A 14,110-nucleotide genomic window follows, 5' to 3' on the forward strand; every position below is an offset into this window, starting at 1 on the left:
AGGCTTGTCGGCGAGGGCCTCTAGCTCAGTCGGTAGAGCATCGGACTTTTAATCCGCGGGTCGTGGGTTCGAGCCCCACGGGGCCCACCACGTCAGGCGCTGGGATCGCGCAGTCGCGAGGCAGCGCCGAAATCAAAAATCCTGTCGGACACGCGTCCGCCGCCTCGAAACGTCGAAGCCCTCTGCCAGAATGAGCGCATGCCGATCGAGACAATCGCTATCGATGACGACCAGGTAGCCCGCATCTTGTCTGTGCGCGAAGGCCACTTCTCCGATATGAAAGCGAAGGCAGTGTCGCCTGCGAAGCTGACCAAGGCGTTAAGCGCATTCGCGAATGCGGATGGCGGAGAACTCTATGTCGGCATCGACGAGCACGACGGCACCTTCACCTGGAACGGATTCATCGACGAAGAGGCCGCGAACGGCCATCTTCAGATTTTTGAGCAGCTCTTCCCGCTCGGGGACGGGTTTCGGTATGAGTTTCTGCTTAACGAAACTCAGCCTGGGCTGGTGATGCACGTCATAGTTCTGCGGTCAGGTGCCATACGTAAGGCAAGCGATGGAATCGTCTACCTGCGCCGCGGAGCAGCATCGCAGCCTTTGACCACGGACGCTCGGCTCCGTCAGCTAGAGAGAGACAAGGGCTTAACATCTTTCGAGACTGAGACTGTCAACACACCGGTCGAGGCGATAACGAATTCGGAGCTCACCATCTCATTCATGTTGGGCGCCTTTCCTCTCGCGGAACCCGACCGTTGGCTGCGCATGCAGCGCGTGATTGTTGCGGACAAGCCAACTGTGGCTGGGCTGCTGCTGTACTCAGACCTGCCGCAGGCCGATCTGCCGAAGCGATCGTCGGTCAAGTTGTATAGATATAAGACGTCCGATACTGAGGGTAAGCGCGAGACGCTCGACGGTCAGCCTGTGACGATCGAGGGTCCGCTCTACAACCAGATCCGCGACGCGGTGCGGCTGACAACTGAACTTGTTGAGTCGATCAGCAAACTAGGCGATGCGGGCCTTGCCGCAGTGTCTTACCCACCTGAGACACTGCATGAGATCATCACCAACGCGCTGATTCACCGAGATTACGGTGTCGCAGACGACGTACATATTCGAGTGTTCGACAACCGCGTTGAAGTCGAGAGCCCTGGCAGACTGGCCGGACATGTATCTCCGGCCAACATTCTCGACGAACGTTTCGCTCGCAACGGAAACGTCGTACGACTCATCAATAAGTTCCCCGATGCACCGAATAAGGACGTCGGCGAGGGCCTCAACACCGCCTTCGACGCAATGAAGAAGCTCCAGCTGAAGGATCCGGTCATCACAGAACTCGACCACTCGGTGCTGGTGAATATACGGCATGAGAAGTTGGCGTCCCCTGAGCAAATGATCATGGAGCACCTTCAGTCCCATCCCGAGATCACCAACAGAATCGTGCGTGAGCTTTCCGGCATCGGGTCGGAGAACAAGGTGAAGACAATCTTCCAAGGGCTGATGAAGCGCGGCCAAATTGAACGGGTGCCGAACAAGAGGGGGAATCTGGCGGCCTACCGACTTGTCGCGACTCAGCCCGAGGATCCTTCGGCCACGTAGGCCTCGAACCGCTCCACTCGGAGCGTGTAGTCCGGTGGGTCGCTGCGCGCGGACCAGCGCGGGTTTGACGTAGTTGCGCGAGACCCTCGCGACGTCTCAGACGCGGCCGTAGCCCTCACGGTGAGGCCCTGGCGTCCATCCCGGCCCGCACAGCGAGTCGCCGTCGTCGGAGCGTGGGTGCTGCATCTTCAGCGCCTTCAGATCAGCCAGCAGCTTCCTGTCAGGGATTGGCAGGTCGAAAGACGAGCGGTTGGACCTGCGCGTTCGAAGACCCACTCCCCCACCTCCTGGTCGTGGCGCTCGTCCACTGCACCGTCTCGCGCATGGACACATGTCCCTCAGCCAGGTCCACGTCGCGGACGAGGAGGCCCAACACCTCTCCGGCGCGGAGACCGGTGTATCCCGTGAGCCGCACCATCACGTCACACGGCTTGAAGTTCGCGAGCTCAGCCGCAGCATATTCGACCTGCGCCACGGTCAGGATTGAGAGCCCGCCGTAGTCCAGGGCCTGCGACTTCGTCAGGTCCATCCCGTCGCACCGATCGGACGCAGTTCGTCGGTCCCACATCGTGTGCTTCATAGCCTTGCGGAGCGCGACGTAGCAGTCGTGAACGGTCGCCCGGGGCGAGAACCTCGCCCGCTAGCTCGTCAATTCGCGCCTGTATGTCTGCGCAGGTGACGGTGGAGATGCGGCGCGAACCGAACTTGGAGTGCACACGGCCCGCGTACAGCTGTTCATTGCCGTGGAAAATGCGCGACTCAGGCGCGAACGGATGCCTCCAAGGAGGCCGTCACCATTCCCACGACGGCCATGGTGTTCTTAGCCGGAGAGCGGGTCGTGTCGCCCGAGCCCCGGGCAGCCTCCACCTTCAAGGCGAACTGCCCAACCTCGGGCCAGGTGCATTGTCGGCAATGCAGTTCTCTTCGGACAGTTGATTATGGTCGTGGTCATGGTCGGGGTGAGTGCAGATTTATCCCGCCCTCGCTTCATCCAGGGCTAACGGCTTCACGCCTCATCCGTCGCGCTATCGCCGCCCCACGACATTCACCACCTAGAGCCTCCGGCTATGACAGACCATGTTGTCGTTGCTAACGCCCCCACCTCGAGGGGGTGACTGTCCAGATGGATCTCCTAGTCACCCCTCCTAAGATGGGGACTCCTAAATTCAGCATGCCGAGGGTCAGCCCGCACAGCACGATCCCGATCAACGAGGCCGCGCGAAACCGGAACTCGGGCGGCACCGTCGACAGGCGCACACGAGCAACGTCGGTGACGCCCCCTCCGTTTTCCGACGCGCTGACCATGAGTCCCCCCAGCCCCCACTCCTGTGTGGAGCGTAACCCAGCCCCCACTCCTGTGTGGAGCGTAACCCAGCCACCCGCGCGATCGTGGGCCCCGCCGGGATGACGGGGCCCACGATCAAGGAGTCAGGTCACCCGCGACCAACGCCGCAGCACCACCAGCCCCGCACCGACCGTTACGGCATGTGCAGCGTTCTTGTGCCTTGATCATCCGCCAACCCGGATCGGGCCTGCGTGACGTAAGCGTCTTGAACGGGTACGGCGATACCCCAGCGTGTCCATTCGCGAACGCTGGTCGTCGTGTCGTCGAAGGCGTTCCACGTGGCATCCCCCACTCGTCCGGGTAAGGGGTACGTGAATGCGGAAGACGCCCGGAACAGGCGTTGAGCTGGAGAACATGATCTCTACGCCGCGCTCGAGCGGGCGCGGGTATCGCAGGGTCAGCTCCTTCAGGTGCCTGCATTCGAACTCGTCGCGAAGCGGACCGAGGAAATCGAGTCGGCTCATCCGGCTACCCGGCGAACCAATGCGGGCGCGCGGGAGGGCCGACGCAGTATGCGGTGATGATGCCGCGGGGTGTCATGTGCGACCGTGTCCGGCCCTCGCCTCCCCTCGTCGACGTCGTCCAGGGGGCCGCCGTGCGGACGCGCCCGAGGGCGACGACGAGCTTGTGGGGCGATCTCAGATGCGGGCGGAGTTATGGGTGTCGCGAGAGTAGCTGAGGATGAAGTATCCGATCAGCGGGAACAGCCAGAGCAGAAAAATCGAGAAGAGAGCGCCGTGGCCGAATGCTCGCCCCAGTCGTAGGGCGACGATGACGGCGAAGACGATGTTGACGATGGGGATGAGGTAGAGCAGCGTCCACCACGCGGACAGACCTGCGGCGCGGACGATGAAGAACGCGGCGACGACGGGAATCAGCGCCACCCATGCGGGTTGCCCGGCTTTTCTCAAGAGTGGCCATACGGCAGCGACGAACAGGATGTACCCGATAACACCGCCGATTGCACCGCCGACGGTCGATCCGGAGTTATCCGTGGTTTGCATGTTCGCAAGAAGAGGCGCGGCCTCGAGAAAAGTAAGCATGGCGTGAGTCTAGGGACGAAGCTCCCCCCGCGGTGGCGGAGGCACACGCACCGATTCAGCCTCAGTGGTCGTGGGCCCCGCCCGAATGACGGGGCCCACGACCAAGCGATCAGCTCACCCGCGACCGACGCCGCAGCACCACCAGCCCCGCACCCGCCGCGATCAGCGCGAACGCGCCCAGGCCGAGGCCCCAGGGCAGCTCAGCGCCGGTACGGGCGAGGGTTCCCGCTGCGACCACCTGCACGCCTAGGCGCGAGAGAGTGGAGCCGTCGGCCCGCGAGATTACGAGCGTGTGCGCGCCCATCGCGAAGTCGGCCGGAACCGTGACGCGGAACGTGACCGCGCCGCGAGCGTCCGCGGCCCGGATGCCGGTGATCGTCAGCGGCTGGCTGTTGAGCACTGCGCTGATCTGCTCGCCCGCCGCGAGCCCCGTCACCGAGACCGTGAACGACCCACCCTGCTCGACGCGCGTCGAGCTCGCCGTTGCTGTCGGGCCCGCGGACGGACTCTGCGACGCCGAGGGCTGGCCGGTCGCGGAGGCGCTCGGCGAGGGAGAGACCGACGGGTCCGGCGAGGTCGACGGGTCGGGAGACGGCTCCGGCGAAGGAGTCACCTCGGTCACTAGGGTTCCCTTCGTGAACAGGGTGCCGACCTCGGTGGCATCCAGCGCCCGTCCGTAGACCCGCACCTCGTCGAGGTCGCCTCCGTACAGGCTGTCCTGCCCGTACTGCGACTTGGCCAGTAGGCCACCGATCCCGCCGGATGCCTCGAGGTCGGAGGCGTCGAAGATCGTGGCGATCTCGGCGACCTTCGCGCCGTTGACGTACGTGGCGAGGGTCTTCTTGCCCGTGAGCACCAAGGTCACCTGCGCCCACGTACCGGTGGGCAGGGCCGCCGCGCCCGACTTGTTCTCGGTGAAGCCCGACTTGATCGCGGCGGCCACGCCCCCGCAGTCCGCACTGGTGAAAAGGTAGTTGGTCGTGCTCGAGCCGAGCGACAATGGCCACTCGCAGGGGGCGCCGCCATCCCACTTCATCCACGTCGACACCGTGAGATCACGCGTGCCGTCGGGCACCACCCCTCCCGCGATCGTCGCGTAGGCCGCGCTCGAGCCCGATCGACCGCCCGGGAACGACAGGGCGGAATCCCCGGCCACATCCCGTGCGCCTGCCGCGGTCGTGGCACCCGCGCCGCGGATCGTCGCGTCGTGCCCGCGCCCCGAGACGTCGGTCACGCGGGAGCCGTCGGTCGTGGCATCCAGTCCGTCGAAGCTGTAGCGCAGCAGCAGGTCGGCCTCGGCCGTCACCACGGTCAGTGTCAGCGTCGCCGTGCGACCGTCGGTCGTCGTGGCCGTGATGGTCGAGATGCCGGCAGACACCGCGGTCACCCGACCTGATCCGTCGACCGTTGCGACCGCCGGGGCGCTCGAAGTCCAGATCACCCTCTGATCGGCGTTCGCGGGCGCGACCGCAGCGGTGAGCGAGGTGCTCGCTCCGACGGCGAGGGCGCGCGAGTCGTAGCCGATCGAGAGAGAGGTGGATGCCACCGAGCCACCCCCCGCGGTCACGGTGGCGATCGCGGGGGTCACGGAGCCGTCGTTCAGCGCTCCACGGATCTGCACGCTGTCACCGGGGGCTTTCAGGGCAGAGAGGTCCTGCTGCTCCCAGGTGACGCCGACGTCGATCGCACCGGCGGACCGGTCGGCCTTCACCGTCGCGGGCAACGCCACCGAGCTGGTGCCCGGGGCCACCTCGTACGACAGCGGTTCGACCGAGGTCACGAGCTGCTCGGGGTTGTACCTCGCGATGAGGCGGTCGCGCTCCTCGCGGGTGATGCCGAAAGCGACGCCGTGACGGGGGGAGGGCGGCAGCGAGTACTTCGCGGGAACCTTCCAATCGACCTTCCCCTCTTCGAGCGAGTCCGTGTAGAGCGGGATGTAACCGCCGCCGCCGTACCAGTCGACGAAGACGTAGTTGCGGTCGCCGTTGATGTCGCCGGGGTTGGATCGGAAGGCCGAGGGCCCTTCGGTCTCGGGAAGTCCCGCGTTGGCCGAGAGGCACGTGTCGAACTTGGTCCACTCCCCCGAGGTCGAGGGCGCCCGAAGGTCGGTGCCCTTCTCGGCCACGATGTCGGGGCGGCAGGCGGTCTGCTCGGTGCCCTTCGTGAAGCGGTAGTAGGTGCCGTCACGCTCCATGATCGTCGTGTCGATCAGGCCCGCGTTGGTCTTGCGCAGCCCCTCGATGTCACCCGACTTGATGTACGGGACGGCGGGAGTGAAGGTCACGAAGTCGCGCGTCGTGGCCATGAGAATTTGCGGACCGTTGCCGTCTTCCTGCGTGTGCGCGTCGTCGAGGAAGAGGCGCGACGACCAGTACACGACGTAGGCGTCGATGGTGGGGTCGTAGTGCGCTTCGGGCGCCCACGTCATGCCCGCGCTGGGAGGTGAGACCTCGATGTGACGCTGTTCGCCCCAATTGACGAGGTCGGTCGACTCCCAGATCTCGAGGTAGCGGCTGCCGTTGTCGGTCGGGAAGCCTTTGCGCGCGGCCGACAGGTCGGTGGCGATGAGGAAGAACCGGTCGCCCTCTTTCGAGCGCAGCACGAACGGATCGCGCAGGCCCATGTCGCCCTGGGTGGATTCGAGGACGGGATTGGCGTTGTTCAGCGTGCGCCAGTTGAGCGCGTCGTTTCCCTCGGAGACGGCGAAGCGGATCTTCTCACCGTCGATCGTGTTGTCGCGGAAGTACACGAACATGTACGCCTCGTCGTCTTCGCGTGTGTGCTCGGACGCGGCGAGAACGGTGACGGGGAGCTCGACGGTGCGGGTTGCCGCCCCGAGGCGGAGGCTCGCGGTGAGCGTCACCGCCGTGTCGGCGGCGCCGCGCGTGACGCGGCCCTTCGCCACGACGTCGGGCGAGACGCCCGAGTCGCTGTCGGTGATGACCGCGGTGTCGGACGACGACCACGAGATCTCGACGTCGCCGGCCTGCGACGACGAGAACGAGCGCTTCAGATCTGCGCCCGTGTCGGGAAGGGTGATCGAACCGCGCACGTCGCCGGAGAGCCCGGCCTGCGAGGGCAGGGCGTCGGCGACCTGGCGGACGGCCTCGTCCTGTTCCGTCGCGGAGAGAGCGCGCACCGTCACCGCGATGGCCGGGGCGACGCGCGTCTGGCCGCCGAGGGTGAAGGTCGGCGTCAGCTGGACCGTCGCGTCTCCAACGCTGGCGGAGGGACGCGTGACGGTGCCGTCGGCGGCCACCACGTCGGCGTCGCTCGTCGCCCACGAGATCGAGGAGCCGGCCGCCGTGGTGGCCGGAAGCTGCAGATCCCGGTCGACGCTCGAGGTGTCGCCGAGCGACACGGAGTCGGATGTCAGGACGGCGCGGTATCCGTCCGCTCCGACGCTGCGGATGTCGTCGGCCGACAGCGCGCTGTTCCAGATGCGGACGTCGTCGATCGCTCCGACGTAGAAGGGGTCGTCCCAGAAGGAGCGCCCGAGGTAGCCGCCGACGCCGTTCTGACCGAGTGCGGCGTCGATGGTCTGCGTGATGCCGGTGAGGTCGGCATCCGCCCCGTCGAGCTGACCGTTGACGTAGTAGCTCAGGCGCTGACCCGGCTGGAAGACGAGGGTGACGTTGGCCCACTGCCCCACCGGGAGGGCGGCTCCGCCGTTCCCGACGCGACGCTCCCCCGAGCCGTCCGACACCGCCCCGTAGGTGCCGTTGCAGCTCGTCGAAGCCAGGACGTTCCTCGTCGTCGAGCGGCCGAGCCCGAACGCGAGCTGACACGCGCCGTCGGCGGCACCCTCCCACTTCGTCCAGAGGCTGACGGTCAGCGCGGCGTCGGTGGAGGCGACGATGTCGTTCGGCAGCGACACGTACGACGCGACCGCGTCGGCGTCGTTGCGGCCGCCCGACAGGCGAATGGCCTTGTCGCTCGAGGCTCCCGTGACCCCGGGGACGATCGTGATGCCGCCGTTCACGACGGATCCGTCGGTCCGAGGCGAGCGGGTGCCGGTGTCGGGAATCGCGGCGCCGGCGCCGAGAGTTCCGCTGAGAGTGTCGAAGGTGTAGTGCAGGCCGGGTTCGGGCACGTTCGCGGCGAGAGCCGCGGGGGTCGTGACGAACGTCGACGCGGCGACCGCGGCGACGGCGCCGGCGGCGAGAAGACGATGGACGCGCATGGGGGCAGGACGCTCCGTTCGGTGCGGGGACGGGCAGGCGATGCGGCGCCCGTCGCCGAGAACGAAAGACCGGCAACCCTGCTGCTCTTCCGAGTCGGCGCGTGTTAGCGCTCACACTCACGAGCAAGCTACAAGTGCCACCTGAAGAGGTCAAGAAACAATGCGGTCACGAGTGAAGGTTCACATTCTGCTTGCGCCTTCCGCTCCGCATTGTTTAGTGTCGGTCGCGACCCAGGCCGGAAACCGCAACCCCGGCCAGGACCGCCACGACGACGTGCGGTCTCGGTCGCCGGACCGGCGACCCGGACGCGACGCCTCGCCGTTCGCCCGAAAGGCTCCCCGCATGCGTTCACGTCGCCCTGCCGCTCTCGCCGTCGCCGCTGCCCTGGTCGGCGCAGGGCTCGTCACCGGCATCGCTCCGGCCCAGGCCGCCGTTCCCGCGGCCGCCCTCCTCTACGACTTCGACGGCCTCGACACCGGCTCTCTCGCCGCCGGGGCTCAGATCCCGGATGCCGCCGGAGCCCATGCCGGAACTCTGCGCGGCGCCGGCGCGAGTATCGTCGAGGGCACCCGCGGCGGCTCCGACCGCGCACTCTCGCTGCCCGGCGGGGCGGCGACGTCGGGAGCGGCCTTCGTCGAGATCGCGCCCGGCCTGACCGACGCCTCGACGGGCGACGTCACGATCTCGGCGTGGGTCCGCTGGTCGGGCGGGCAGGAGTGCTCGTGGGCGTACAGCCTCGGCAGCTCGAACGACCGGTACCTCTTCGCCACACCGCGCTGCGGCGGCAACCTCATCGGCGCCGTCAAATCCGGCACCGAGCAGCGGGCGACCGGCAACGGGCCCGCGTCGTCGACTCGGTGGAGTCACCTCGCCGTCGCCCTCACGTCGGGGCAGCGTGTCACCACCTACGTCGACGGCGAGGCCGTGGCATCCACCGCGACGACCGCCACGGGTGCCGCCACCGTCGGGTCTTCGGTGTTCTCGGGACTCATCGGCAAGTCGCTTTACCCGGGCGACCCGTTCTTCGCGGGCGCTGTCGACGACGTCCGCGTGGACCGCGCGGCACTCGACGCGGAGCAGGTCCGTGCGATCGCCGCTCCCGCGGCAGACGCGATCGCGCGAGCCGACGCGGCCGCCGTCGACCTCGGCGACACCTCCGCCGTCACCACCGACCTGGCGCTCCCCCGCGCGGGGACCGGCGGCTCGTCGATCTCGTGGGCGTCGAGCGCGCCCGCCGTCGTCTCCACCGACGGTCGGGTGACCCGCCCCGCCCCCGGCTCGCCCGACGCCACCGTCACGCTGACATCGACCACGACCTTCGCCGGCGCCACCGCAACCGGAGCGCCCGTACAGGTCACCGTGAAGGCGGACTCCGCTGCCGACCTCTCGGCTCGGTTGAGCGCATCTCTCGTCGTGCCGCCGGTCGTGGCATCCGGAACCTCCCTCCCGACCGTCGCGGGCGTCGACCTGCGCTGGAGCGGCGACACCGTCGCGAACGGGGCGCTCGTGAACCCGGGCTCGGGTGACCGCACCTCTCAGGTCACCGCCTCCGCGACCTGGGGAGCCACCACGTTCTCGAAGACGTTCACCGTCACGGTGCTCGATCCCGCCACGGCGCAGAGCCTCGTCGCCTACACCCGCACGCCGACGAACGACCACGACGCGAACCAGGACACCGTCGCGCGGAGCATCCACCTCGCGGTGGGTTCGTCCGCCGACACCGCGCAGCCCCTTCAGGACAACTACGGCGTGGTCTTCGCACGCGGCGAGCACGTGGGCGTCGACAACGTGGAGCAGCGCGGGATCGGCTCGCCCTCACCGTTCTTCTTCGCCGACGGCCGGCTCGGCTTCGTCGCCACGCGCGTCGAAATGTCGGGAACACCGGATGCCACGGCCTCGAGCGGGGCGCTCGTGTTCCGCGCCGAAGATGACCGCGGTTCACAGTTCGCAGAGCTCGGGACGATCGACCTGGGGACCACCGACGGGGTCGTCTCTCCGCGCGCCGTGTGGGACTCGGGGCAACAGCGCTACCTCGTGTCGTGGGCTGACCGCTCCGGCCAGGCCCGCTACACGACCGTGACCGACCTCGCCCGCACGGAGCAGGTCGCCGACCCCTTCAATACCGAAAACGACGGCACCCGCAGCCGCGTCGTATCGACAGGCAACCGCGGAGACGTCATCGCCGGCTCCCCGCTCGGTGTCGCGGATCCGTCCTGGGGCTCGTTCGCGGGTCGCGTCGCAAATGCCGAACCCGGCGGCATACTGCCGGTCAGCGCCGCGATCGCTACGGCTCTGGCCGAGAGATACGACCGCGTCGTGAACACCGCCGTCTCGGTCGCACCCGTGACCGTCACGGCCGGCGCCGGCGACGCCCTCGACCGCACGCGCGCCGACCTCTCGTACAGCGACGGCTCGACCGCGACCCTCCCCGTGGACTGGAACGCCGACGACCTGGCGGCGGCGCGCGCCGCCACTCAGGGCATCGTCACGGTGACGGGCACCGTCCGCCAGAAGGACTACAGCGTCCCCTTCGCCGCCAACCGCGCCGACCCGACCATCTACCGCTACGAGCGCGAGGGCCGCACGCAGTACCTCTTCATCGCGACCGACGACACGAACAACAACAACATCGCCTCGCCCCACCTGCCCATCCGCGTCTCGGACACGTTCGACGGACTGTCGGATGCCGCGGGCGGAGCGCAACGCGAGGTCGACCTGCTGAACCGCAGTACGCGCCGCGACACCACCACCGACGGTCGGACCATCGCCGGCTGCTACTGGGCGCCCGAGATCCACGAGATCGGCGGCACGCTGTCGATCCTGTTCTCGCCGTGCTTCAACTCGGGCGACTCGCAGGCCAACGACGGCGCCGACTGGCGCACCGTGCAGTCGTACATCATGCAGCTCCGCGACGGCGGGGATCCCGCGAACCCGGCGGACTGGTCGAAGCCCGCGCCGGTCCTGCAGGCCGACGGGACAGCGCTCGGTCGCGAGGGCTACAGCAACATCAGCCTCGACATGACGTACTTCGAGGCGAACGGGCAGGCCTACTACACGTGGTCGCAGCGCTACACCTCCCCCGGGTTCGGCGACCCGCTCACGTGGATCGCGAAGGTCGACCCCGCCGACCCCACCCGGATCGTGGGCGAGGCGAAACCCGTGATCTCGCCGTCGCTCTCGTGGGAGCTGCGCCTGGCCGAGGGCTCGTTCGCGATGGAGCGCGACGGCAAGATCTTCCTGATCTACTCGAGCGACGGCGTGAGCCCGCGATACGTCGTCGGCGGCGTCTGGGCCGACCTCGACAGCGACCTCATGGACATCGACAGCTGGCACAAGTACAACACCCCGTTGATGAAGAGCGTGCCGATGCCGGCCGGGGTCTGGGACTATCTCACCTATCCGCAGGGCCCGGGTCACGGCGCGGTCACCACCGACGAGGACGGCAACGAGCTCTACGTGTTCCACACCTGGGGCGACGGCGTCGAAGGCAACGGCCGTGACACCCGCATCGGCCGCGTCCACTGGGCAGCCGGCGACCGACCCGTGCTCGACATGAGCAAGGACGAGCAGGTGCTCCCCGCCCTGCGCACCGTGACGATGACCGTCACGATCGTGCCCGCCGGGGGATCGTCACCCTCCCCCGAACCCACCACGCAGCCCTCTCCCGCCCCCGGCGACTCCGCGTCGGAGGCGACGGCCACGGCGAGCGCCACACGCGTCGCCCCGGGAGAGTCCTTCACGGTCACCGCGACCGGGCTGAACGCCGGCGAGCAGATCTCGGCCGTCCTGCACAGCACGCCGCTGCCGATCGCCGGCATTCCCGCCGCCGATGACTCGGGCCGCGTCGTCTTCCGTGTCACCGTCCCCGCCGGCTTCGACCAGGGCGCGCACACGCTCGAGGTCGCGCGGGGCGATGGCCGCGTCTTCGGCCGGCTCGCCATCGAGGTCGTGGCGCCGGGGTCGCTGGCGAAGACGGGCGTCGGTGCGACGTGGGTTGCAGCTCTCCTGGGCTCGGCAGCTCTCCTCGCTGGAGCGACGGCTCTGGCGCTGCGCCGCAGACGTGTCATCGTTTGTCTTCGCGGCTAAACGACCACAGAGCGCCGCGCGAGCCGTATCGGCCGCGCGGCGCCCGCGTGCGCTGTCACATACCGTCGGCGATCATCGCCCAGATGATCTGCACGTGACGGTCGGCGTTGAGGTCGGACATCTCGTTGTCGTAGTTGAGGCCGTAGGGCCAGATGTGCGACCCCCCGCAGTTGAGCACCGCACCGGCCCCGTCGAACTCGGCGAGCTTCGCGTTGGCGTTCGCGCCCGTCCACTGTCCGTTCTGGCACATCGCGTACCAGGCGTTGGCCGTGCCGTTGCCGACGGTGTGCGAGATCTCGTGCAGGGCCGTGCGCTCCTGCATGAAGCCGCGGTTCTCGCCGAAGCGGATGGTGCCGTCGATGCTCGCCTCGGCGGTGGGCACCCCGGGGACGTAGTAGACGTTCAGGTGGCGGTCGAAGTCGCTGAACTCGTTGTAGCGCGAGACCGCGGCATCCATCGCCGCTCGAATGCGGTCGTACGCGTCGGCTTGATCGGCCGTGGGGTTGGCCTCGGTGTACAGAGTGTAGGTCATTCGACCCGCGGCCTCTGCCGGGGTCGAGGTCACCGTCAGCGGGGCGACGACGGCGGCGAGCGCCGCGGCCGCGACGACGACGCGCTGGAAGAGGGGGCGGGATCGGGGGGATGCGTGCTGCATGGTCATTCTCCTTCGAATGGTCCGCGGCATCGGTGCCGCGTCTTGAGACAGTAAGCGCAACACGCCGCCGTAGAGAAGGAGCGCGTGAGGGTTCTCATCGAGTTCTCATCGTGCGGCGGCGTGACAGGCGGAGATCGCCGTCGTGGCGGGATGTTTCCGGCAGAGATTACGTCGGAGGCTACGCGTGTGAAGCTTCACATCATGCGTGAAACGCTCTCAGTCCAGCAGCTCCACGCCGAACCCCGCGACCACATCCCGCACCTCGGCGAGATACCGCTGCGCCTGCTCGGTCAGGGGGATGGACGTGCGACCGATCCAGCCGATCTCGATCCGCTCGTCGACGTCGAGGGGGACCGCGACGATCTCGGGGTCGAGGTCGTCGCTGATGATGCCGGTGGAGATCGTGTACCCGTCGAGACCGATCATGAGGTTGAAGATCGTCGCGCGATCGGAGACCCGGATCTCCTGCCTGCTCGAGAGGGTCGAGAGAATCTCTTCGGCGAAGTAGAAGGAGTTGTTCGCGCCCTGGTCGAAGGTGAGACGCGGGAGGTCCGCGAGGTCGTCCAGCGTCGCGCGCTCGCGACCGGCGAGCGGATTGCGTCGAGAGACGAAGATGTGCGGCTCGGCGCGGAAGAGCGGGTGGAAGGCGAGCCCCGAGTCCCGCAGCAGCTTGTCGAGGACGTTCCGATTGAAGTCGTTGCGGAACAGGATGCCGAGTTCGCTGCGCAGCGTCCGGACGTCTTCGATGATGTCCCACGTTCGCGTCTCGCGCAGCGAGAACTCGTACTCCGCGGCATCCGTCGCCTTCACCATCCGCACGAACGCGTCGACGACGAACGAGTAATGCTGGGCCGAGACGCCGAGCAGGCGTCGTGAGGGCGGTCGCCCCAGGTAGCGCTGCTCGAGCAGTTCGGCCTGCTCCACCACCTGCCGGGCGTAGCCCAGGAACTCGACCCCGTCGACGGTGAGGGTGACGCCACGCGCCGATCGGGTGAGCAGGTCTCGCCCCACCCGCGTCTCGAGATCGCGCATCGCCGCCGACATCGTGGGCTGCGCGACGTAGAGCAGGTCGGCGGCGGCGCTGATCGATCCTTCGGCCGCCACCTCGATGAAGTACTGCAACTGCTGCAGAGTGATGCCGCTCGCCCTCTTTGCCATAGCCCAAAGCTATACCTCTGCATAGCCGGACGGAATTACC

Annotated in this window: 7 protein-coding genes and 1 tRNA gene; 3 read left to right on the top strand and 5 right to left on the bottom strand. The window is 67.7% G+C overall.

Annotated elements, in window-relative coordinates:
* Positions 1-14: 14 nt before the first annotated feature.
* Both DEU35_RS07385 and DEU35_RS07390 read left to right on the top strand, forming a co-directional pair.
* A tRNA-Lys gene (locus tag DEU35_RS07385) sits at positions 15-90 on the top strand.
* A gap of 108 nt (positions 91-198) precedes the next feature.
* Positions 199-1,599, top strand: a complete 1,401-nt coding sequence (locus DEU35_RS07390; RefSeq protein WP_116239106.1) for an ATP-binding protein — start codon at positions 199-201, stop codon at positions 1,597-1,599.
* A gap of 220 nt (positions 1,600-1,819) precedes the next feature.
* On the opposite strand, the gene DEU35_RS07395 is transcribed toward DEU35_RS07390, so the two are convergent.
* The 3 genes from DEU35_RS07395 to DEU35_RS07405 form a co-directional block, all read right to left on the bottom strand.
* Positions 1,820-2,128: a hypothetical protein gene (locus DEU35_RS07395; protein ID WP_116239107.1), complete on the bottom strand. Its 309-nt coding sequence runs from the start codon at positions 2,126-2,128 to the stop codon at positions 1,820-1,822.
* Positions 2,129-3,582: 1,454 nt separating this feature from the next.
* A complete protein-coding gene (locus tag DEU35_RS07400) occupies positions 3,583-3,987 on the bottom strand; it encodes a DUF5684 domain-containing protein (protein WP_141376102.1) in 405 nt (134 codons plus the stop codon).
* Between the two features lie 109 nt (positions 3,988-4,096).
* Positions 4,097-8,170: a LamG-like jellyroll fold domain-containing protein gene (locus DEU35_RS07405; RefSeq protein ID WP_116239109.1), complete on the bottom strand. Its 4,074-nt coding sequence runs from the start codon at positions 8,168-8,170 to the stop codon at positions 4,097-4,099.
* A gap of 343 nt (positions 8,171-8,513) precedes the next feature.
* Between DEU35_RS07405 and DEU35_RS07410 the strand changes: the two genes are divergently transcribed.
* Positions 8,514-12,257 carry a family 43 glycosylhydrolase gene (locus DEU35_RS07410; protein WP_116239110.1) on the top strand — a complete coding sequence of 1,248 codons (3,744 nt, stop codon included), beginning with the start codon at positions 8,514-8,516 and terminating at the stop codon, positions 12,255-12,257.
* Between the two features lie 55 nt (positions 12,258-12,312).
* Here the strand turns inward: DEU35_RS07410 and DEU35_RS07415 are convergent, their stop codons facing one another.
* Positions 12,313-12,912, bottom strand: a complete 600-nt coding sequence (locus tag DEU35_RS07415; protein ID WP_103206443.1) for a hypothetical protein — start codon at positions 12,910-12,912, stop codon at positions 12,313-12,315.
* 216 nt (positions 12,913-13,128) lie between these two features.
* Entirely contained in the window at positions 13,129-14,070 is a 942-nt protein-coding gene (locus DEU35_RS07420; protein WP_103206142.1) for a LysR family transcriptional regulator, read from the bottom strand.
* Between the last annotated feature and the right edge of the window lie 40 nt (positions 14,071-14,110).

The organism is Microbacterium sp. AG157 (genome assembly GCF_003385695.1).
In the GTDB taxonomy this organism is placed as follows: domain Bacteria; phylum Actinomycetota; class Actinomycetes; order Actinomycetales; family Microbacteriaceae; genus Microbacterium; species Microbacterium testaceum.